The organism is Nocardioides sp. zg-1230, assembly GCF_013155335.1.
Taxonomy (GTDB): domain Bacteria; phylum Actinomycetota; class Actinomycetes; order Propionibacteriales; family Nocardioidaceae; genus Nocardioides.
This window is the reverse complement of the sequence record NZ_JABJQZ010000001.1, coordinates 1,127,317-1,147,086: the sequence shown is the minus strand read 5'-3', so window position 1 is coordinate 1,147,086 and position 19,770 is coordinate 1,127,317. Positions and strand designations below refer to the sequence as shown.

Here is a 19,770-nt window from a genome sequence, read left to right as displayed (position 1 = left end):
AGCAGTCAGACCTGCTCGGCCCGTTCGGGGTCGTAGAGGACGGTCATCCGCCCGTCGGGGTCGAGGCGGGACAGGAGCGCGTCGCCGATCTCCTTGAGCTGGCCGACCTGCTCGGGGGTGAGCGGGTCGAGCACGCTGCGCCGGACGGTGTCGACGTGCCCCGGGGCCGCGGCCACCACCGTGTCCCACCCGGCGGTCGTCAGCCGGGCGTTGGTGGCGCGGCCGTCCTCCGGGCAGGGGAACCGCTCGACGAGCCCGCGGTCCTCGAGGCGTCGTACGACGTGGGAGAGGCGCGGCAGCGTGGCGTTGGTGCGCTGGGCCAGGCCCGTCATGCGCAGGGTGCGCTCGGGGGCCTCCGACAGCATCGCGAGCACGAGGTACTCGAAGTGGGTGAGCCCGGAGTCGCTGCGCAGCTGGTGGTCGAGCACCCCCGGGAGCAGCTCGGCGACCGCGATCAGTCGCAGCCAGGCCTCGCGCTCGGTGGGGTCGAGCCACTGCGTCTCCATGATCCCCAGCCTAACCATTACTTGATGGAACAACCAACGCTCGGAGAGCGTTACTTGAAGCAACAATCGATCTCCGACCGGGAGCACCCATGACCGTCAACGCCGTCCGCCTCAACCACGCCGTCCTCTACGTGTCCGACCTCGAGCAGAGCATCGCGTTCTACTCACAGGCGTTCGGCATGAAGGTCATGGCACGCGAGCCCCGGGCCCACGCCGCCTTCCTGCGGCTGCCCCGTTCGGGCAACCACCACGACCTCGGCCTGTTCGGGGTCGGCGCCCAGCCGCCGCGCCCCCGCCGAGCACTGGGCCTCTACCACCTCGCCTGGCAGGTCGACACCGTCGACGAGCTCGAGCAGGCCCGCGTCACGCTCGCCGAGCTCGACGCCTACACCGGTGAGTCGAGCCACGGCGCGACCAAGAGCGTCTACGGCAAGGACCCCGACGGCAATGAGTTCGAGGTCATGTGGATGCTGCCCCGGGCCGAGTGGGGCTCCTACGCCGACGCCGCACCCGTCGAGCGGCTCGACCTCGCCGGCGACGTACGCCGATGGGGCGGGGTCCGCACCGCCGGCGAGCTGGTCCCGCTCGCCGCGGAGGACGCCCGATGAGCCCGGCTGCCTTCGCTCCTCCGGTGGTGGCCACGCACGGCTCCGCCGACCCGGCAGCGCCGCTGGTCGTGCTGCTGCACGGCCGCGGCTCCGACGAGACGCAGATCCTGGGCCTCGCCGCCCACCTGCCGGCCGGGCCGGCGTACGCCGCTGTGCGGGCGCCGATCGCCGAGGGCGGGGGCTACGCATGGTTCGCCAACCGCGGCATCGGCCGCCCCGTCGAGGAGTCGCTCCGCGACACGATGGACTGGTTCCGGACGTGGCTCGACGAGGTCGCGCCCGCCGGCCGTCCGGTGCTCCTCGTAGGCTTCAGCGGTGGCGCCGCCTTCGCCGGCGGCCTCGTGCTCGACGACCCTGAGCGCTTCGCCGGGGCCGCGATCCTCTACGGCACGCTGCCCTTCGAGGCTGGCCTGGCGACCACCCCCGGCCGGCTGTCCCACCTGCCGGTGCTCGTCGCCCAGGGCGACGCCGACCACGTCATCCCGCGCGAGCTGCTCGACCGCACCTGGCACTACCTGCTGTCGGAGTCGGGAGCCTCCACCGTCGCCCACCGCGGGCCCGGCGGTCACCAGCTCACCCCCGACGCGGTCCACCAGCTCGGCGACTGGATCGACGCCACGCTGGCCGGCTGACGGCGTCTACCGTGGGAGCGTGAGACGGGTCGTCCTCGACGTCGACACCGGGATCGACGACGCGCTCGCGATCCTGTACGCCGTCGCGAGCCCGTCCCTCGTGCTGTGCGGGGTCACCACCGTGGTCGGGAACGTGCCGGCGGACGCGGCGGCACGCAGCTCGGCAGCGGTCCTGGCGTGCGCGGGCGCGGACGACGTACCGGTCGCGGTCGGGGCCACGCACACGCTCGCCGGGGCCGGACCGCGAACCGGTCCGAGCGATCACGGCCCCGATGGGCTGGGTGGTGTGGGCCTGCCGGCTGCGCCCGAGCGGTCGTACGACGACCCGGGGTCCGTGCTGCGCGACGTGGCCGCTGGTGGTCCGGTCACGCTGGTCGGGCTGGCGCCGCTCACCAACGTCGCCGAGCTGGCGGGCGCGGCGACCGACGTCGTCCTGGTCGCCGGCGAGCTGCGCACCGAGGAACCGCCCGAGCTCAACGCGGGCCACGACCCGATCGCGACCGCGCACGTCCTGGCCGGCAGGAGTGCGGCCACCCTCTACGTCGCCGACGTCTTCGAGCAGGTGTCGGTCGCGCCGGCCGACGTCGCGCGGCTGCGGTCGTCGGGCCGCCCCGCCGCGCGCCTCGCCGGAGACCTGCTGGCCGCGCGCCGGGCCCACCTGGTCGGCGACGCCGGGGCGCTCGTGCTGCTGACCCACCCGCACCTGTTCCGGGTCGAGCCGCACCGGATGGGGCAGGTCGGAGGCCACCTCACCCGGACGGACGACGGCCGATCGCTGGACGTCGTGGTCGAGGTCGACGCGCCTGCGGTCGCCACCGCGTACGTCGAGACCCTGCTGGCCCACTGACGTAGGCAGTTCGCCCGCGTCGGCGCGCGCTCACGCGGGGGCACGGCGTCGCGCGCCCTGAACTGCCTACGTTGGTCAGTGCGGGAGGGGGCCGTGCTTGTCGCCGTGCGCGTGGCGGGCGGTGAATCCGCGCTGCTCGCGGTTGGCGCCGAGGAGGAACAGTCCCATGCCGACGACGAACAGGATCGCCAGGGCGAGGAAGAAGAGCGCGGCCAACGTCGGTGACCAGTCGTGCTGGGTGTACATCGGGACCTCCTGGACTCGAGGGTTTCCCTCCAGCATCCGCGCCTCGAGGCGTTGCCGCTAGGTCCAAGGACCCCCGTCCTTCGGGACGGTCGTTGCGCTCAGCGGTCCAGGAGCGGCCGCGCCGGGTCCCAGGTGGTGCCGTCGCGCTCGTCGCGGCGCTTGCGGGCGATCGCGGACAACGCCTCGAGGACCACACGGTTGGCGAGGGCCGCGGTGATGTCGGCGTGGTCGTAGGGCGGGCTGACCTCCACCACGTCGATCCCGACGACGGGCAGCTCGAGGCAGATCCGGCGTACGGAGTCGAGCAGCTCGCGCGCCGACAGCCCGCCGGGCTCCGGCGTCCCGGTCCCGGGCGCGTGGCCGGGGTCGCAGACGTCGATGTCGACGGAGAGGAAGACGCCCTCGCACTCGTCGGTCGCGATGGTGAAGGCCTCGGTGAGGCAGTCGGTGAGCCCGCGGTGGACGATCTCGGTCATCTCGTAGGACCGCATGTTCTCCGCGGCCATCCAGTCGAGGGTCTCGGGCCCGGGCCAGTAGCCGCGGAGCCCCACCTGGAGGAAGCGGTCGCCGCGCAGCGCCCCCGACTCGATGAGCCGGCGCATCGGCTGACCGTGCCCCCAGAGCGACCCGAACTCGATGTCGCCGGTGTCGGCGTGCGCGTCGAAGTGGATCATCGACACCCGACCGTGGCCGAGGACGTTGGCCACGCCCTTGGCGTCGGGGTAGGCGATCGAGTGGTCGCCGCCGAGGACGACCGGGATCGCGCCCGCGCGAGCGACCTTCTCGACGGCCGCCTCGAGCCGGCCGAGTGTGGTCTCGATGTCGCCGGGCGGGAGCTCGACGTCGCCGGCGTCGACGACCCTCAGGTCCTGCAGCGCGTCGGTGCGCAGCGCCAGCGAGGGCCGGGAGCCGTCGTGGGGCAGGTAGTCGGTCATCCGGATGGCCTGCGGGCCGAACCGCGTGCCCGGCCGGTGCGACGTACCTCCGTCGAAGGGTGCGCCGACGACCACGACGTCGGCACCGGCGTAGGTCGCCTCGTCGTCGAGGTCGCAGGGCGGGACGCCGAGGAACGTGATGTCAGGCCCGAACTGGGCGCCGTAGCGAGCCATGGGGAGACTCTAGGCTGGCCCGATGGGGGACGACACGTTGCGGCGCGACGCCGAGCGCCACGGCGACTCCTGCTGCGCCCCGGCCGCCGCCCGGAACGAGCCCGAGCCCGAGCCGTCGCAGGCGTCCGTCCCGACCGGCGAGCGGAGCACCCGCGGCCAGGTCCGGATCCCGGCAGGCACGTTCTGGATGGGCGACAGCCACGGCGACGGCTACGCGGCAGACGGCGAGCGACCCGTGCACTCGGTCAGCCTGTCGTCGTACCTGATCGACGCCAAGGCCGTGACCAACGCGCAGTTCGCCGCCTTCGTGAAGGCGACGGGCCACGTGACCGAGGCCGAGCGCGACGGCGTGTCCGCGGTGTTCCACCTCGCCGTGCAGGCGGCTCCGGCGGACGTGCTCCAGCGGGTGTCCGACGTGCCGTGGTGGCTGGCCGTGCGCGGCGCCGACTGGCGCCACCCGGCCGGCCCGCTCTCGGACATCGGCGACCTGCAGAACCACCCCGTCGTCCACGTCTCCTGGCGCGACGCCCAGGCGTACGCCCGGTGGGCCGGCAAGCGCCTGCCGACCGAGGCCGAGTGGGAGCACGCGGCCCGCGGCGGCCTCGACCGCGCGCGCTACCCGTGGGGCGACGAGCTCACCCACGGCGGCCGGTGGCGCTGCAACATCTGGCAGGGCGACTTCCCCCGCCACAACACGCTCGAGGACGGCCACCTCACGACCGCGCCCGCCACGGCGTTCCAGCCCAACGCCTACGGCCTGCACAACACCGTCGGCAACGTCTGGGAGTGGTGCCAGGACGCGTTCCGGCCCCGCGAGTACGCCGACCGGGCCGGCGCAGACGCGGTCGTCGACCCGATCGCGGCGGAGCCGGTCGACGTGGCCGACGGACTGGTCCCGCGGGTCATGCGCGGCGGGTCCTACCTCTGCCACGACAGCTACTGCAACCGCTACCGCGTCGCCGCACGCTCCTCGAACACCGCCGAGTCCTCGTCGGCCAACATCGGCTTCCGTTGCGCCAACGACGCCTGACGGTCCGCCCTGTCCCAGTCCCCCAGCGCCGCGAACCGCTCGCCGATGAGCCGGTGGGTGGCCGAGTCGGGGTGCAGGTTGTCGGGGAGGGGCAGCCGCTCGGCGTCCGCTGGGCCGTAGAGCGCGAGCCCGTCGACGTACTCCAGCTGAGGGTCGCCACGTCGGTCGACCACCTCGGCGAGGACCTCGCGCACCACCTCGAGGGTCAGCGCACCCCGCGCGACGGCCTCCGGGTCGCCGGTGGCGACGAACGCCACGCGTCCCTCGGCGAGCGCCTCCATGTCGGGCCCGGTCGGGCCGGGGACGGCCTCGTGGATCCCGCAGAAGACGGGCGAGACGAGACGGATCGGCGTCTCGGGGTGGCCGTCGCGGATCGTGTCGAGCCAGCCGTGGACGGCCGGGCCGAGGGCGCGACGGCGCACCAGGTCCTGGTTGACCAGGTTGATGCCGATCTTGAGGCTGATCACGTCGGCCGGGGTGTCGCGGATCGTGCGGGCGACGAACGGGTCGAGGAGCGCGCTGCCGCCGAGACCGAGGTTGACCAGGTCGAGCCCCGCGAGCCGGGCGGCGACGACCGGCCACGGCTCGGTCGGGTGGACCGCGACCGACCCGTGGCTGATCGAGCTGCCGTGGTGCACCCACCGCCGGCGGTCGTCGGCGACCGGCGCGACCGGGGCGTCCGCCCGGAGCGCGATGAGCTCGGTCTGCTCGTCGTGGGGCAGCCAGACCGCGACGTCCTTCTCGCCCGCGGGCAGCGCGATCGCGAGGGTCGTCGACTCCCCGGCGGTGGGGGTGCTGGCGCCGGTCATCATGTCGACGTCCAGCACGTTGCCACCGGGCGCCTGCTGCCGGTCGACGAGCTCGCCGCCGACCAGGACGTCGTACCAGCCGTCGGGCCGGGCCGGCGCCCCGACGTAGCGCCGCTTGGTGGGCAGCACGTCGAGCTCGAGGCGGGCGGCGCTCGTGCGCAGGACGAGGCGCACGCCGGCGGGCTGGGTCTCGACGAGGTGGAGCTGCGGGTCGTCGGACTGCGCCCGCGCCCACGCGGGGAGCCGGTGCGGCAGCAGGCCGCGGTCGGTGCGCTCGAGCTCGAGGGCGCCCCGCACGAGAGAGGCGAGGAGGTCGAGGGGTACGTCGGTCATGGGGTCTCCCAGGAGCGGATCAGGGTGTCGAGCCCGTCGATCACGCGCTCCCACGTGTCGTCGGACGCAGGCACGGACGGCCCGCCGTGACTGAAGGCCCCGGCTGCGTCGAGCGCGGCGTAGCCGTGGAAGGTCGCGCCGATCAGGCGGACCGCGTGGGTCTCGTCGTCGGTGGACAACGCGTAGCCCCGCAGGGCGGCGCGGGAGAGCTCGGCGTGTCGCGGGCCGGCGCTGACGGCAGCCGTCGAGGCGTCGAGCGGCTGTCGGGTGGCGGCGTACCGCCCCGGGTGCTCGCGGGCGTAGGCACGCCAGACGCCACCGACGGATGCCAGCGCGGCGCGGCCGCTGACCCCGGCGAGGGCGTCGGCCACCAGGTGGGCGGTCTCGTCCAGGGCCAGCAGCGCGACCCGCGTGCGTACGTCGGCGCTGCTGCGCACGTGCGTGTAGAGGCTGGGCGTCGCCACCCCGAAGTGCTTGGCGAGCGCCGTGAGCGTCACCTGCTCGAGCCCGACCTCGTCGGCCAGGTCGGCGGCGGCCTCGGCGACGCGGGTGCTGGTCAGTCCGGCACGGGGCATCACGCCCTCCTCTCCTCATGTCATGAGGTCAAAACCTTAGGACATGAGGAAAGGGGACCGCGAATCAGCGCTTGCGCGCGGCAGCCTTCCGCGCGGCGCCGACCTCGTCCTCGGCGCCGGCCGACACGAGCGCACCGCTCGTGCCCTGCAGGTGGGCGCGGACGAACCACTGGTACTGCTCGAGGTCGCCGGTCTGCCCGATGAGGATGTCCTCGGTGACCGGGTCGTCGCCGACGGCCTCGATGGCCGCGCGGTGGTCCTCGATCACGCCGGTGTAGACGAGGTCGAGGGCGGCGAGGTGGGCGGCGGTGTCCGCCCGGTCGAGGTCGTAGTCGTCCCACGTGCGGGCGGCGACCAGGGCTCCGGGGAGCCCGTTGGGCGGCACCCCGAGGGTCGACATCCGCTCGGCGAGGACGTCGACCATGTCGCGCACGCCGTCGATCTGCGGGTCGAGCATCTCGTGGACGCCGATGAAGTGCGGTCCCACGACGTTCCAGTGCGCGTGCTTGAGCGTCAGCTGGAGGTCGTTGAGGGCGTGCACCCGCATCTGCAGGGCGTCCGCGACGGCGTGGCCCGTCGTGGGGTCGAGCCCGGGGACGGTCAGCGGCGCGTCGGCGTCGCTGGTGACCGGGGAGGTGCTGGAGCGTCGTGTCTTCTTGGCCATGTCGCCAACGTAGGCACGCGCCCCAACCCCGCACACCACCTCGTCAGCTGGTGCTCGCGACCCGCTTCGGCAGCACGTACAGGAGGCCCGCGAGCACCACCACCGCGCCGACGGCGCCCGCTGCAGCCGCCTTCCGGTCGAAGACCATGTCGACGACCAGGAAGAAGATGCCCCCCATCAGGAGCGCGATCATCACGAGGGCCACGCTGGTGAGCCGGTGTCCCGCCTGGACGAGCTCGGGCTTGGCGTCGGACTGGAACACGCGCCGGTGGATCGCCACGGGAGCGAGCATCACGGCAACGGTGGCGAACGCGAGCGCCAGCAGGCCGACGTACCAGGCCCGCTGGAAGGAGTCGAGCTCCTCGAACCGCGACTGGAACGGGAGCGTGACCAGGAAACCGGCGAGCACCTGGACGCCGGTCTGGCTCACCCGGAGCTCCTGCAACAGCTCGTTCCAGTTGCGGTCAGCCCGCTCCTCGCGGGTCTCGTCGCGCGCCTGGTCGCCCATCCTCCGGACGCTACTCGCGGCGCCGCGCGCGCCCACCCCCTGACGGGTGAGCAGGGTCCGGAGGGGTGGTGGCACGGTGGAGCGCATGGCCGAGAAGAAGAAGGATCCGGGACCGTCCGTCAAGGACGCAGAGGTCTACGAGGCCCTGCGCGACGACGGCGCCAGCAAGGAGAAGGCGGCTCGCATCGCCAACGCGTCCGCTGCCCAGGGCCGCTCGAAGGTCGGCAGCCGGGGCGGGCACGCGGAGGACTACGAGGACCGCACCGTCGACGAGCTGCGCGAGCGCGCGGCCGAGCTCGACATCGAGGGCCGCTCGTCGATGACGAAGGACGAGCTGATCGACGCGCTCCGCAACCACTGAGGCTGCAACCACTGAAGGTGCTGCGCGACCCGTCAGCGCGGGTCGAGCTCGGCGAGCGCGCGCAACCAGGTGCGGTCGGCGTCCACCGCCGACGTCGCCGGCAGCGGTGCGGCCACGTCGAGGAGCCGGGCGGCCGCGGGAGGTACGTCGCCGCCGGCCGCGCGCACCACTCCGGCGAGCACGCGGCCTGCCGCCGTCGCGACCCCGCGGTGGGTGCTGATCACCGCCTCGTAGACCGGGGGTCCCTTCGCGACCGGCACCTCCCACGCGGCGACGAGCGCGGCGTACGTCTCGCTCAGGCACACCACCGCCCACTCCCGGCGCAGCGGGGAGTCACCGGGGAGCTGGCAGCGCACGGGCGAGGCGTCGAGGTCGGCCTCCCCGTCGAAGTCGGCGACCACCGCCGCCCAGGCAGCCGTGCGCCCGAGCTCCTCCCAGCGGTGGCGCGAGGACTCGTAGCGATGGCCCAGCTGGAAGGCACCGAGCACGACCGACCGGTCGCCACGGGCCAGGCACTCGTCCTCGACCGCGTGCGAGGCGGCGATGAGCGGACGGCGGTGCAGCCGGAGGGGTCGTACGCCCGCGACGGCCTCGGCGGCCGCCGCGAAGACCGAGCGCTCCTCGCCGGCCTCCCGGGCCCGCACGACCGAGTCGATGGCGACCTGCAGCGGCAGGCCGGAGTCGCGCACCTCGAGGACCTGCCGCACCAGGGCGACATCGGCGTCGGTGAAGCGACGGTGGCCGGAGGCGGAGCGCTCCCCGCGGGGGAAGCCGAACCTGTTCTCCCAGGTACGCAGCACTCCCGGCGTGACGCCCGCACGCGCCGCCAGCACCCCGATGCTGAACCCCTCCGAGACCCGGTTCGACACGTGAGCTCCTTCAAAAAGATCGCTGCCTGACCTTGCCAGACATGCTCGCATAATTTATACAGGTGTGTAGAGGTTTTGTCCTCATCCACCCCCACCCCAGGAGACTCCCATGACCGCCATGATCCTCATCAGCACGGCCGCCATCCTCGTCGCGATCGTCGGCTGCGCGGTCATCTGGCGCATGGACGCCCTCCGCGCCGACGAGATCGAGCACACCCGGCCCCCGGCCCCGCGCCCGGCGACCCCGCAGCTCGGCAGCCCGGACGGCTCCCACCCCGCGTCGCTGCCGTCGACCTGACCCTTCCCAGGTCGGGGCCGACGACCCCGGGTGGGCCGGCGCACGACCCCCGGCCCGGCCCACCCGCACGGGTGTCGTTGGGCGACCACCCCCGTGGCAGGTTGGAAGAACGGGCCGCCTCGGTCCGTACCGACCTCACACCAGGAGGAACGACGATGGGTCTGGACGACAAGTTCGACAACAAGTCCGACGAGCTCAAGGGCAAGGCCAAGGAAGCCACCGGCAAGGCGACCGACGACGAAAAGCTCGAGGCCGAGGGCAAGGGCGACCAGGCCGGCGCCAACCTCAAGCAGGCCGGCGAGAAGGTCAAGGACGCCTTCAAGGGCTGACGGGTTCTCCTGACCACACGTGCCCGCCGTCGCCCGCATCGGCGACGACCAGCACCTCACCGCCGGCGGCCACCGACATCGTGTGGTCGCCGGCGGTCTGCGGTTCGAGGGGCACCCCCACCCGCTGCCACGCGCGGCCGTCCCCGGTGTGCCACAGCTCGTAGTGGTCGCCGGTGCTGACACTGGCCAGCACCCCGGCGGAGGTGGTCGCCAGGGAGGCGACGTACGGCGCCCCGCGCCAGGAGTCCGCGATCCGACCGAACTCCACGGGGTCCTGCCAGCCGTCGTCGTCGCGCACCCAGGCGGCGTACGCGTCGTCGCTGCGCCCCACGGCCAGCAGCCGGCCGTCGTCGAGGAGCGTCACGCGGTGCACGTCCTGCGCGCCGTCGGCAGCCGGCATCTCGTCCGGCGCCCAGGTGAGGCCGTCCGGCGAGGTCCACGCGAGCGGGTCCGGGTCGAGGTGGCGACCCGTCCGCGCGCCCGCCCCGACGACGACCCACTCCTCCCCCGCCCAGCCAGCCCCCTGCGCGAGCGACTCCAGGTCGCCGTCGTCGGTCAGCCCTGGCTCGGCCTCGACCCGCACGAACTCCCGCGGGTCGTCGGTGACCCAGACGCCGGGGCCCGACGTCCGGTTGCCGGTGATCAGCCAGCCGGCCGGTCCGCCCGCGATCGGTCCGACGTTGGTGGCGCTCACACCGCCGTACTGCGTGAACACCGCTCGTACGTCGACCAGCGTGTCGTCGTCCAACCAGAAGGTCGTGACGCGTGGGTTGCCGTGCGCGCCACCGGAGCGCGCGCCCACGACGGCGATCCGGTCGCGCGAGCAGGCGACCGAGTTCAGGATCGCCCGGCGCCCCCAGTAGGTGCGGGCGTCCACCGGCACCGGCTGCCACTCCTCGCGGTCGGGCGAGAACCACAGCGCCGGCCGGGTGTCGCGGGTCTCGCTCGGCCGGTCCAGGAACACTGCCCCGGCGACCCACCACCCCTCGCCGCACTCCACGGCGTCGCGCAGGACCGTGCGGCCGGCCGCGCCCGGGTGCGCCGGCAGCGCGTGCTCCACCCAGGTCATCTCCACCTGCTCGGGCGGGGTCGGCCGCGCCTCGCAGCCGGCCACCGCGACGGCACCCAGCAGCGCCACCGCGACGAGGGCCCGGCCGTGCATGCACCGATCATGGCGCATTGGGGGGCCGGGCGCTGGGTACGAACAGGCATGACCCACGGCCACGACCCCGACCGGATCGACCCCTCGAACCAGAGCGGTCGGCCCGTCCTGGTGACGGGCGCGATCGTCGGCATCATCCTGGCGGTGCTGCTGATGCTGGTGGTCTACCTGCTCTCGCGCTGACGCCTCCGTCCACAGCCCGACGGCGTTGCCCGCACGGGTGTCGGTCGCCGCTCATAGGGTGGCGCCCGTGACCCTGCACCTCCACACCGGCGAGCGCACCGACGCGCTCGCCGACGGCCTCGCGGACCTGCTGGTCACCCCGCTCCCCGACCCGTTCGCGCGCGAGGTGGTCGTCGTGCCCGCGCGCGGCGTCGAGCGCTGGCTCACGCAACGGCTCTCGCACCGGCTCGGCGTGGGCGCCCGCGGTCGCGACGGCGTCTGCGCCGGCGTCGACTTCGTGACCCCCCACTCGCTGGTGTCGATGCTGCTCGACCGCGACGCCGACGACCCGTGGAGCCCCGACCGGCTGGCCTGGCCGCTGCTCGAGGTGATCGACGAGGCGATGGGCACCCCCGGCTTCGACGACCTCACCCGCCACCTGGGCGGCGGCGACCCCCGCGACGACCGCTCGTCCCGCCGCTACGCCGTGGCCCGCCGCCTCGCCGGGCTGTTCTCCTCCTACGCCGTCCAGCGCCCCCAGCTCGTCCGCGACTGGCGGGCCGGGCACGACACCGACGGCGCCGGAGGCCTCCTCGACCCCGACCTGCAGTGGCAGGCCGAGCTGTGGCGCGCACTGGTCGCCCGGGTCGAGGCGCCCGCACCCGACCTCCGCCACGCCGCGACCCTCGGCCAGCTGGGCGACGGCGCTGACGGCCTCGACCTGCCAGGTCGGCTCTCGCTGTTCGGGCACACCCGGCTGCCGGTGACCGAGGTCGAGCTCCTGCGCGCGCTGGGTGAGCACCGTGACGTCCACCTGTGGCTGCCGCAGCCCTCGCCTGCCCTGTGGGAGGCGCTGGCGCCGACCGCTGCTGTCGGGCCGGTGGCGCGGGCGGACGACCGGTCCGCCGACCTGGTCGGTCATCCGCTGCTGGCGTCCCTGGGTCGGGACTCCCGCGAGCTGCGGCGCACGCTCGGTTCCCTCGAGGCCGAGCAGCACGCGGCGGGCCACGCCGACCCTGCGACGCTGCTCGGCTGGCTCCAGTCCGACCTCCGGGCCAACCGGGCGCCGGACGGCGACGTCCTCGCCGCCCGGGTCCGCCCGCCCACCGACCTCTCGGTGCAGGTGCACGCCTGCCACGGCACCGCGCGCCAGGTCGACGTGCTGCGCGAGGTCCTGGTCGGGCTGCTCGAGGACGACCCGACGCTCGAGCCCCGCGACATCCTCGTGATGTGCCCCGACATCGAGACCTACGCGCCGCTCATCTCGGCCGGCTTCGGGCTGGCCGACGTCGCGCGTGAGGACGTCGGCCACCCCGCCCACCGGCTCCGCGTCCGCCTCGCCGACCGGTCTCCCGGTGCGACCAACCCGCTGCTGGGCGTCGCCGCCGACCTCGTCGAGCTGGCGTCCGGCCGGATGACGGCCACCTCCGTCCTCGACCTCGCCGCGACCGAACCGGTGCGCGCCCGCTTCGGCTTCACCGACGACCACCTCGAGCGGATGGCGCGGTGGGTCGACCAGGCGGCCATCCGCTGGGGCTACGACCGCGACCACCGCTCCGCGTTCGGCCTCGACCTCGACGCCAACACCTGGCTCACCGGGCTGCAGCGGGTGCTGCTGGGTGCGGCGATGTCCGGGGAGGGTCACCGCTTCGTCGGCCGCACGCTGCCGCTCGACGACGTCGGCGACGGCCACCTCGAGCTCGTCGGCAGCTTCGTCGAGATGGTCGACCGCCTCCACACCTTCGTGAGTGCAGCCTCGTCGGCGACGTCCGTCGCCGACTGGACCACCGCCCTCGGCCGGGCCGTGCACGGGCTCACCCTGAGCGGGTCCGACGACGCGTGGCGCGTCGCGCAGTTCGACCGCGAGCTGGCCCGCATCTCGGCCGGGGTCGGCGACCACGAGACGCGCCTGCGCCACGCCGACGTACGCGCCCTGCTCCGCCACCGGCTGCGCGGGCGCCCCACGCGCAGCAACTTCCGCACCGGCACCCTCACCGTCTGCACGATGGTGCCGATGCGCTCGGTCCCCCACCGCGTCGTGTGCCTGGTCGGGCTCGACGACGGCGTCTTCCCGCGGCTCGAGGCCGTCGACGGCGACGATGTCCTGGCCCGGCGACCGATGACCGGCGAGCGCGACATCCGCTCGGAGGACCGCCAGCTGCTGCTCGACGCGATCGGCGCCGCGACCGAGACGCTCGTGGTGACCTACGCCGGTCGCGGCGAGCACACCAACGACGACAAGCCGCCGGCCGTGCCGCTCGGCGAGCTCCTCGACGCGCTCGACCGCACCAGCAGCGAGCCGGTGCGCGACGACGTCCTCGTGCACCACCCGCTCCAGCCCTTCGACGAGGCCAACCTGGCCGCCGACGCCCTGGTGGGCTCGGCCGACCGGCCCTTCTCCTTCGACCGCACGGCCCTCGCCGGCGCCCTGGCCGCGCGGGCGCCGCAGCCGGCCCCGCGCGCACTCGTTCCCCTGCCCCTCCCGCCACCCGAGCCCCCGATGGAGCAGCGGGAGGTGGCGCTCGCCGACCTGCACGAGTTCTTCGCCCACCCCGTGCGCAGCTTCCTGCGCCAGCAGCTGCGGATCAGCACGCCCTACGACGTCGACGAGACCAAGGACGCCATCCCGATCACGCTCGACGGCCTGGAGAAGTGGGACGTCGGCGACCGGCTGGTGCGCGACGTGCTCAGCGGAGGCGACCCCCAGGCAGCGATGCTGGCCGAGCAGCTGCGCGGCCTGCTGCCGCCCGAGGACCTCGGCTCGGCCATGCTCACCGAGATCGTGCAGCGGGTACGCCCGCTCGTGGAGGCGGCCATGCCGCTGCGCACCGGCCCCGCCCGCACGCTCGACGTCGACATCGACCTGGGCGACCGCCGCCTGACCGGCACCGTCGGCAGCGTCTTCGGCAACAACCTCGTCTCCGTGAGCTACTCCAGCCTCGGGGCCAAGCACCGCCTGGCCGCGTGGCTCGACGCCCTCACCCTCTCCGCCGGTCACCCCGACGAGAACTGGACCGCCCACACGATCGGTCGCTGGGGCAGGTCGGGCCGACGGGCGCTCGTGTCGCCCATGCCCGACCACGAGGCACGCGCGCACCTGCGCGACCTCGTCGCGGTGATGGAGCGCGGCCAGTGCGAGCCGCTGCCGCTGCCGGTGAAGACCACCCTGGCCTTCGCCGAGGAGTTCGCGATCAGCGAGCGGTCCGGCGGCGGGAGCCAGGCCGACCCCGACGCCAAGGCGCGCGCCGAGTGGGTGACGCCGCGGTTCAACGAGACCGGCTTCCCCAAGGAGGACGGCGACCAGTGGCACGTGCGCGCATGGGGCGAGCAGGCGCCCTACGACCTGCTCGCCGCGCCGCTGCTGGCCGACGAGGAGGGACCGGCGCCCCACCGCCTGGCCCACTACGCGCTCCGCGTCTGGTCGCCGCTGCTCACCCACGAGCTGGTGCGGGGGATCTGACGTGACCGACCTGCCCGCATCCCCCGTGATGGACACCTTCGACATCTGCGGTCCCCTGCCCACCGGCACGACGCTGCTCGAGGCGAGCGCCGGCACCGGCAAGACCTGGACCATCGCCGCGCTGGTCACCCGCTACCTCGTCGAGGGCGTCGCCACCCTGGAGGAGATGCTCGTCGTCACCTTCACGCGCGCGGCGAGCCAGGAGCTGCGCGACCGCGTACGCCGCCAGCTCGACGACGCCGCGGCCGTGCTCGCCGACCCCGCCACCGCCGACCCCGCCAACCGCCTCCACGACTGGCTGCTCGACGCCGACGAGACCGAGCGCGCCGTCCGGCTCGGGCGGCTGACCGACGCGCTGACGTCGTTCGACGCCGCGACCATCGCGACCATCCACCAGTTCTGCCAGCTGGTGCTGCGCAGCCTGGGCGTCGCCGGCGACACCGACACCGGGGCCGTGCTGGTCGAGGACCTCGAGCAGCTGACCACCGAGGTCACCGACGACCGCTACCTCCACCTCTTCGCCCGCGAGCAGCAGGCGGCGTGGAGCCGGGAGGAGGCCATCGGCATCGCCCGCGCGGTGGTCGGCGACCCTCGGGCGCGGGTCGCGCCGCAGGAGGCGCTCGCCGAGGACCCGGACGGCCGGGCCGCCGCCCGGGTGCGCTTCGCGTGCGACGTGCTCGACGAGATCGACCGGCGCAAGCGCCGCCTCGGCGTGCTGTCGTACGACGACCTCCTCGGCCAGCTCGCCGACGCGCTCGCCGACGATGACGCGCCGGCCCGCGCGCGGATGCGCCAGCGGTGGAAGGTCGCGCTGATCGACGAGTTCCAGGACACCGACCCCGTGCAGTGGCAGGTCTTCGAGCGCGCGTTCCACGGCGTCGCCACGCTGGTGCTCATCGGCGACCCCAAGCAGGCCATCTACGCCTTCCGCGGCGGCGACATCGTCACCTACCTCGACGCCGCCGAGCAGGCGACGACCCGGCAGACGCTCGGCGTCAACTGGCGTGCCGACCAGCCGCTGCTCGACGCCCTCCACGTGCTCGTCGAGGGTGCGGCCCTCGGTGACGAGCGCATCTCCGTGCATCCGGTGAGCGCCCACCACGGCGCCCCCCGGCTCGACGGCGCCGGACCGCCGTTCCGCCTGCGGGTCGTGCGCCACGAGGAGCTGGGGCGGCGGCGCCCGCGCATCGGCGACTGGCGCGAGCACGTCCTCACCGACCTCGCCGCCGACGTCAAGCGCCTGCTGACCAGCGGCGCCACGGTCGGCGCGGGCGACGACGCGCGCCCGGTCGAACCCCGGGACGTCGCGGTCCTCGCGGCCCGCCGGGCCGACCTGCTCGCGGCGCAGGACGCCCTCGCCGCGGTCGGCGTACCCGCCGTGCTCAACGCAGGTGGGTCCGTCTTCAAGACCGCCGCGGCCACCCAGTGGCTCACCCTGCTCGAGGCGCTCGAGCAGCCCCACCGCGCCGACCGCGTGCGCGCTGCGGCGCTGACCGACTTCTTCGGGCGCAGCGCCGACGACCTCCAGGCCGACCCCGACCCGACCGACGAGCTGAGCGAGCGCGTACGCCGCCTCGCCGACGTCTTCGCCACGCGCGGGGTCGCGGCGGTGCTGGAGAGCGCGGTGCTCGACGGCCTCACTGCCCGGGTGCTCGGGCGCGTCGGCGGCGAGCGCACGCTGACCGACCTGCGCCACGTGGGCGAGGCGCTGCACAAGGTGACCGTCAGCGAGCGCCTCGGCGTGGTCGGGCTGCTCGGCTGGCTGCGCACGCAGGTGGCCGACGACAAGATCGAGGTCGCCTCCGAGCGCACCCGCCGGCTCGACTCCGACGCGGCCGCCGTCCAGCTCGTCACGATCCACGGCAGCAAGGGGCTGGAATACCCCGTCGTGTACCTCCCGACCCTGTGGGACCGATGGGTGCGCGACGAGGACGTGCCGCTCTTCCACGACGCCGACGGCGAGCGCTGCCGCGACGTCGGCGGACCCAGCCGCTGGCGCGACGCCGCCGTCGCCGCGAGCCGGCACGAGGACGCCGGGGAGTCGCTCCGGCTGCTCTACGTCGCCCTCACCCGGGCCCAGTCTCAGGTCGTCGCGTGGTACTGCCCGACCGCCAACAACACCGCCTCCGCACCACTCCACCGCATGCTGTTCGGGCGCGCGCCGGGGCACGCCCGGGTCAACGACGAGCAGCCGGTCGTCGGCGACGACGAGGTCGTCGAGATCCTCGGTCGCTGGAGGACGGCCGGCGGTCCGCAACCCGAGGTCGCCGCCCTCGCACCGGTCGACACGACCCCGATCCAGCGAGACCTCCCTCCGCTGGCCGTGCGCACCTTCGACCGCGACGTCGACACCAACTGGCGCCGCACCTCCTACTCCGCGCTCTCCGCCGCCGGCGCACCCCACGCGGGCGCACCCGACCGGGTGCTCTCCGAGCCCGACGACGCGCCCGACCTCGACGACGTGGAGCTCGAGCCGCTCGACGACGCACCCGTCCCCGACCCCGATCTCGCCCTGACGGCCGTGCCCTCGCCGATGGCCGACCTCCCGGTCGGTGCCGCGTTCGGGTCCCTCGTCCACGAGGTCCTCGAGCACGCCGACCCGGCCGCGCCCGACCTCCGGGCCGAGCTCCTGGCCCAGGTCGAGGAGCACCGCGCGTGGTGGGCGGTCGAGGTCGACGCCGACGCGCTCGCCGACGCGCTCGTCGCGGTCTGCGACTCCCCCCTCGGACCGCTGGCCGGCGGGCTGACCCTGCGCGACATCCACGTCCCCGACCGGTTGCGCGAGCTCGACTTCGAGGTGCCGCTGGCCGGTGGCGACCTGACGTCGGCACGCGACGCTGCCTCGGTCGTGCTCGGCGACCTCGCCCCGCTGCTCCGCCGGCACCTCCCCGACGGCGACCCGCTGCTGGCCTTCGCCGACACCCTCGAGTCCGACGCGGACCTCGCCGGGCAGCGGCTGCTGGGCTACCTCACCGGGTCGATCGACGTCGTGGTCCGGGTGCCGGTCGAGGGCCGCACCTGCTACGTGACCATCGACTACAAGACCAACTGGCTCGGCGACCGCGCGGCGCCGGCCACGGCGTGGGACTACCGCCCCGACGTCCTCGACGAGGCGATGGGCCACTCCGACTACCCGCTCCAGGCGCTGCTCTACACCGTCGTGCTCCACCGCTACCTGCGCTGGCGCCTGCCCGACTACGACCCGCACCTGCACCTCGGCGGCGTGCTCTACCTCTACCTCCGCGGCATGTGCGGGCCTGCCACGCCGCTCGTCGACGGCAGGCCCTGCGGGGTGTTCTCCTGGGAGCCGCCCGTCGCCCTGGTGACCGCGCTGTCCGACCTGCTCGACGGAGTGACTCCGTGAGTGAGCACCCCACGACGTTCCTCTCCTCCGCTCCGCTCCCCCGAACAACGCCGAGGGGACCCCGCAATGAGTGACCTCTTCGAACCGATCGACGCCACCGACGCCCGCCTCGCGCTGGGCGCGACCGGTCTGCTCGGCGCCTTCAACGCGGCCGGCGTGCTGACCAGTGCCGACGTCCACGTCGCCGCGGCCCTCGGCCGGCTCGGGCGGGAGGGCGACGAGCGGGTCCTGCTCGCCGTGGCGCTCGCCGTGCGGGCCGTGCGTGGCGGGTCGGTGTGCGTCGACCTCGCGACGGTGGCCGACCCACCCGACCTCCCGTGGCCCTCACCCGACGAGTGGGCACCGGCCGTGGCCGCGAGCCCGCTGGTGGCGGCCGGGCTGGTCCGCTGGCACCACGACCTGCTCTACCTCGACCGCTACCACGCGCAGGAGACCCAGGTCGTCGACGACCTGCTCGCCCGCGCCGCGACCTCACCCGACCACGACCCCGACCTCATGCGCGCCTCCCTGGACCGCGTGGTCACCGCGATGCAGGCGGCGGCCGTCGCCGCCGGCCGGGAGCGTCCGTCGTACGACGAGCAGGTCGCGGCGTGCCTGGCTGCGGCGGGCCAGTGGACCACCGTGCTCACCGGCGGTCCGGGCACCGGCAAGACGACCGCGGTCGCCTCCCTGCTGGTCGGGCTCCTCGACCAGCACCCGGCGGGTCTGCGCATCGCTCTCGCCGCGCCGACCGGCAAGGCGGCCGCCCGCCTGCAGCAGGCGGTGCACCAGGAGGCCGAGGCCTTCGAGGAGGCCGACCGCCTCCGACTGGCCGGGGTGACCGCGTCCACGCTGCACCGGCTGCTCCGGCCCGACCCGGGCAACTCCACCCGGTTCCGCCACCACCGCGGCAACCGCCTGCCCCACGACGTGGTCGTCGTCGACGAGTCGTCGATGGTGTCCCTGACCCAGATGGCGCGCCTGCTCGAGGCCGTCCGCCCCGACGCGCGGCTCGTGCTGGTCGGAGACCCGCACCAGCTGTCGTCGGTCGAGGCCGGGGCCGTGCTCAGCGACGTGGTCCGCGGCTTCCAGGGCCGCTCCGACTCACCCGTCGCGGCGCTGGAGTCCACCCACCGCTTCGGTCCCGAGATCGGCGCGCTCGCCGAGGCGCTCCGCACCGGCGACGCCGACCGCGCCATCGAGGTCCTCGCGGCACGGCACGAGGCGGTCGAGTGGGTCGACGACGCCGACCCGGCCTCGCGCATCCGGACGACCGCGCTCGACGCGGCCCTGGCTGTCCGCGACGCGGCCGAGCGGGGCGACGTCCCCGGGGCGCTCGCCGCGCTCGACCGGCACCGCCTGCTCTGTGCGCACCGCGACGGTCCCTTCGGCGTACGCCACTGGAATCGTCGCATCGAGCACTGGCTCACCGCCGAGACCGGCGACCCCCTCTTCGAACGCGCCTACGTCGGCCGCCCGCTGCTGGTCACCGCCAACGACCACCAGCTCGGTGTCTACAACGGCGACAGCGGGGTGATGGTGCTGACGCCGGCCGGTCCGCGCGCCGTCATCGCGGCCAGCGACGGCCCGCGCGACCTCGCCCCGTCACGGCTGGGCGACGTCGAGACGATGCACGCGATGACGATCCACAAGTCCCAGGGCTCGCAGGCCGACGTGGTCACGGTCCTGCTGCCCGACGAGGACTCCCGGTTGCTGTCGCGCGAGCTCTTCTACACCGCCGTCACCCGGGCCCGGTCCCGGGTGCGCGTCGTCGGCTCGGAGGCGGCGATCCGCGCGGCGATCGGTCGTCGGGCCCAGCGCGCGAGCGGGCTCGCCGTCCGCCTCGCTGCCGCCGACCGCGCCACCGCCCGCCCCGCGTCCGACGGCGTCCCGCCGTCGCGCGGGTGAAACGCCGCCGA

General features: G+C 74.4%; 20 protein-coding genes. 11 read left to right on the top strand and 9 right to left on the bottom strand.

Translation table 11 applies throughout. The features are described from left to right. Positions 1 to 5 precede the first annotated feature (5 nt). A complete protein-coding gene (locus tag HOO61_RS05615; RefSeq protein ID WP_172257628.1) occupies positions 6 to 506 on the bottom strand; it encodes a MarR family winged helix-turn-helix transcriptional regulator in 501 nt (166 codons plus the stop codon). An 89-nt stretch (positions 507 to 595) separates the two neighbouring features. Between HOO61_RS05615 and HOO61_RS05610 the strand changes: the two genes are divergently transcribed. The 3 genes from HOO61_RS05610 to HOO61_RS05600 are packed head-to-tail and all read left to right on the top strand — an operon-like array spanning position 596 to position 2,593. Further along, a complete protein-coding gene (locus HOO61_RS05610) occupies positions 596 to 1,114 on the top strand; it encodes a VOC family protein (protein WP_172257626.1) in 519 nt (172 codons plus the stop codon). Continuing rightward, the gene (locus tag HOO61_RS05605; RefSeq protein WP_172257624.1) at positions 1,111 to 1,746 is read left to right on the top strand and encodes an alpha/beta hydrolase; all 636 of its coding nucleotides are present in this window, start codon (positions 1,111 to 1,113) and stop codon (positions 1,744 to 1,746) included. The genes HOO61_RS05610 and HOO61_RS05605 overlap by 4 nt, the downstream gene beginning before the upstream one ends. Before the next feature lie 19 nt (positions 1,747 to 1,765). Then, the gene (locus HOO61_RS05600) at positions 1,766 to 2,593 is read left to right on the top strand and encodes a nucleoside hydrolase (RefSeq protein WP_172257622.1); all 828 of its coding nucleotides are present in this window, start codon (positions 1,766 to 1,768) and stop codon (positions 2,591 to 2,593) included. Positions 2,594 to 2,668: 75 nt separating this feature from the next. On the opposite strand, the gene HOO61_RS05595 is transcribed toward HOO61_RS05600, so the two are convergent. Together HOO61_RS05595 and speB are read right to left on the bottom strand one after the other, a co-directional pair. Continuing rightward, positions 2,669 to 2,839, bottom strand: coding sequence for a hypothetical protein (locus HOO61_RS05595; protein WP_172257620.1), 171 nt, complete (start codon positions 2,837 to 2,839; stop codon positions 2,669 to 2,671). A 98-nt stretch (positions 2,840 to 2,937) separates the two neighbouring features. Next, positions 2,938 to 3,948, bottom strand: coding sequence for an agmatinase (gene speB / locus HOO61_RS05590; protein ID WP_172257618.1), 1,011 nt, complete (start codon positions 3,946 to 3,948; stop codon positions 2,938 to 2,940). A gap of 22 nt (positions 3,949 to 3,970) precedes the next feature. Here speB and HOO61_RS05585 point away from each other — a divergent pair, with 22 nt between their 5' ends. Continuing rightward, positions 3,971 to 4,978, top strand: a complete 1,008-nt coding sequence (locus HOO61_RS05585) for a formylglycine-generating enzyme family protein (RefSeq protein ID WP_172257616.1) — start codon at positions 3,971 to 3,973, stop codon at positions 4,976 to 4,978. Here HOO61_RS05585 and HOO61_RS05580 read toward each other — a convergent pair. The 4 genes from HOO61_RS05580 to HOO61_RS05565 form a co-directional block, all read right to left on the bottom strand. Continuing rightward, the gene (locus tag HOO61_RS05580; RefSeq protein ID WP_172257614.1) at positions 4,897 to 6,120 is read right to left on the bottom strand and encodes an SGNH/GDSL hydrolase family protein; all 1,224 of its coding nucleotides are present in this window, start codon (positions 6,118 to 6,120) and stop codon (positions 4,897 to 4,899) included. The genes HOO61_RS05585 and HOO61_RS05580 overlap by 82 nt on opposite strands. Continuing rightward, the gene (locus tag HOO61_RS05575) at positions 6,117 to 6,695 is read right to left on the bottom strand and encodes a TetR-like C-terminal domain-containing protein (RefSeq protein ID WP_172257612.1); all 579 of its coding nucleotides are present in this window, start codon (positions 6,693 to 6,695) and stop codon (positions 6,117 to 6,119) included. The genes HOO61_RS05580 and HOO61_RS05575 overlap by 4 nt, the downstream gene beginning before the upstream one ends. 64 nt (positions 6,696 to 6,759) lie before the next feature. Then, positions 6,760 to 7,359, bottom strand: coding sequence for a Dps family protein (locus HOO61_RS05570; RefSeq protein ID WP_172257610.1), 600 nt, complete (start codon positions 7,357 to 7,359; stop codon positions 6,760 to 6,762). A gap of 43 nt (positions 7,360 to 7,402) precedes the next feature. After that, positions 7,403 to 7,867 (bottom strand): DUF6328 family protein, encoded by a 465-nt coding sequence (locus tag HOO61_RS05565; RefSeq protein ID WP_172257608.1) that lies wholly within the window; start codon positions 7,865 to 7,867, stop codon positions 7,403 to 7,405. An 85-nt stretch (positions 7,868 to 7,952) separates the two neighbouring features. Between HOO61_RS05565 and HOO61_RS05560 the strand changes: the two genes are divergently transcribed. Continuing rightward, entirely contained in the window at positions 7,953 to 8,228 is a 276-nt protein-coding gene (locus HOO61_RS05560) for a Rho termination factor N-terminal domain-containing protein (protein WP_172257606.1), read from the top strand. A gap of 32 nt (positions 8,229 to 8,260) precedes the next feature. On the opposite strand, the gene HOO61_RS05555 is transcribed toward HOO61_RS05560, so the two are convergent. Continuing rightward, positions 8,261 to 9,097 (bottom strand): DICT sensory domain-containing protein, encoded by an 837-nt coding sequence (locus tag HOO61_RS05555; protein ID WP_172257604.1) that lies wholly within the window; start codon positions 9,095 to 9,097, stop codon positions 8,261 to 8,263. 109 nt (positions 9,098 to 9,206) lie between these two features. Here HOO61_RS05555 and HOO61_RS05550 point away from each other — a divergent pair, with 109 nt between their 5' ends. Beyond that, positions 9,207 to 9,395, top strand: coding sequence for a hypothetical protein (locus HOO61_RS05550; protein WP_172257602.1), 189 nt, complete (start codon positions 9,207 to 9,209; stop codon positions 9,393 to 9,395). A 155-nt stretch (positions 9,396 to 9,550) separates the two neighbouring features. Next, on the top strand, positions 9,551 to 9,724 hold the full coding sequence (locus HOO61_RS05545) for a CsbD family protein (RefSeq protein WP_172257600.1): 174 nt from the start codon (positions 9,551 to 9,553) through the stop codon (positions 9,722 to 9,724). On the opposite strand, the gene HOO61_RS05540 is transcribed toward HOO61_RS05545, so the two are convergent. Further along, a complete protein-coding gene (locus HOO61_RS05540; RefSeq protein ID WP_172257598.1) occupies positions 9,714 to 10,886 on the bottom strand; it encodes a hypothetical protein in 1,173 nt (390 codons plus the stop codon). The two genes, HOO61_RS05545 and HOO61_RS05540, sit on opposite strands and share 11 nt — an antisense overlap. 48 nt (positions 10,887 to 10,934) lie before the next feature. On the opposite strand from HOO61_RS05540, the gene HOO61_RS24470 reads away from it, so the two are divergent. From HOO61_RS24470 to recD, 4 genes are all read left to right on the top strand, one after another. Continuing rightward, positions 10,935 to 11,069: a hypothetical protein gene (locus HOO61_RS24470; protein WP_301538947.1), complete on the top strand. Its 135-nt coding sequence runs from the start codon at positions 10,935 to 10,937 to the stop codon at positions 11,067 to 11,069. Positions 11,070 to 11,136: 67 nt separating this feature from the next. Next, positions 11,137 to 14,508 carry an exodeoxyribonuclease V subunit gamma gene (recC, locus tag HOO61_RS05535; protein ID WP_172257596.1) on the top strand — a complete coding sequence of 1,124 codons (3,372 nt, stop codon included), beginning with the start codon at positions 11,137 to 11,139 and terminating at the stop codon, positions 14,506 to 14,508. A 1-nt stretch (position 14,509) separates the two neighbouring features. Beyond that, the gene (locus HOO61_RS05530) at positions 14,510 to 17,872 is read left to right on the top strand and encodes a UvrD-helicase domain-containing protein (protein WP_367650039.1); all 3,363 of its coding nucleotides are present in this window, start codon (positions 14,510 to 14,512) and stop codon (positions 17,870 to 17,872) included. A gap of 66 nt (positions 17,873 to 17,938) precedes the next feature. Further along, entirely contained in the window at positions 17,939 to 19,759 is a 1,821-nt protein-coding gene (recD, locus tag HOO61_RS05525; RefSeq protein ID WP_172257594.1) for an exodeoxyribonuclease V subunit alpha, read from the top strand. The last annotated feature ends 11 nt before the right edge of the window (positions 19,760 to 19,770 follow it).

What these genes read in the sequence shown, in the direction of transcription:
- HOO61_RS05615 (WP_172257628.1), bottom strand. Translation starts at nt 506, where the DNA reads ATGGAGACGCAGTGGCTCGACCCCACCGAGCGCGAGGCCTGGCTGCGA.
- HOO61_RS05610 (WP_172257626.1), top strand. Translation starts at nt 596, where the DNA reads ATGACCGTCAACGCCGTCCGCCTCAACCACGCCGTCCTCTACGTGTCC.
- HOO61_RS05605 (WP_172257624.1), top strand. Translation starts at nt 1,111, where the DNA reads ATGAGCCCGGCTGCCTTCGCTCCTCCGGTGGTGGCCACGCACGGCTCC.
- HOO61_RS05595 (WP_172257620.1), bottom strand. Translation starts at nt 2,839, where the DNA reads ATGTACACCCAGCACGACTGGTCACCGACGTTGGCCGCGCTCTTCTTC.
- speB (WP_172257618.1), bottom strand. Translation starts at nt 3,948, where the DNA reads ATGGCTCGCTACGGCGCCCAGTTCGGGCCTGACATCACGTTCCTCGGC.
- HOO61_RS05585 (WP_172257616.1), top strand. Translation starts at nt 3,971, where the DNA reads ATGGGGGACGACACGTTGCGGCGCGACGCCGAGCGCCACGGCGACTCC.
- HOO61_RS05580 (WP_172257614.1), bottom strand. Translation starts at nt 6,120, where the DNA reads ATGACCGACGTACCCCTCGACCTCCTCGCCTCTCTCGTGCGGGGCGCC.
- HOO61_RS05575 (WP_172257612.1), bottom strand. Translation starts at nt 6,695, where the DNA reads ATGCCCCGTGCCGGACTGACCAGCACCCGCGTCGCCGAGGCCGCCGCC.
- HOO61_RS05570 (WP_172257610.1), bottom strand. Translation starts at nt 7,359, where the DNA reads ATGGCCAAGAAGACACGACGCTCCAGCACCTCCCCGGTCACCAGCGAC.
- HOO61_RS05565 (WP_172257608.1), bottom strand. Translation starts at nt 7,867, where the DNA reads ATGGGCGACCAGGCGCGCGACGAGACCCGCGAGGAGCGGGCTGACCGC.
- HOO61_RS05560 (WP_172257606.1), top strand. Translation starts at nt 7,953, where the DNA reads ATGGCCGAGAAGAAGAAGGATCCGGGACCGTCCGTCAAGGACGCAGAG.
- HOO61_RS05550 (WP_172257602.1), top strand. Translation starts at nt 9,207, where the DNA reads ATGACCGCCATGATCCTCATCAGCACGGCCGCCATCCTCGTCGCGATC.
- HOO61_RS05545 (WP_172257600.1), top strand. Translation starts at nt 9,551, where the DNA reads ATGGGTCTGGACGACAAGTTCGACAACAAGTCCGACGAGCTCAAGGGC.
- HOO61_RS05540 (WP_172257598.1), bottom strand. Translation starts at nt 10,886, where the DNA reads ATGCACGGCCGGGCCCTCGTCGCGGTGGCGCTGCTGGGTGCCGTCGCG.
- HOO61_RS24470 (WP_301538947.1), top strand. Translation starts at nt 10,935, where the DNA reads ATGACCCACGGCCACGACCCCGACCGGATCGACCCCTCGAACCAGAGC.
- recD (WP_172257594.1), top strand. Translation starts at nt 17,939, where the DNA reads ATGAGTGACCTCTTCGAACCGATCGACGCCACCGACGCCCGCCTCGCG.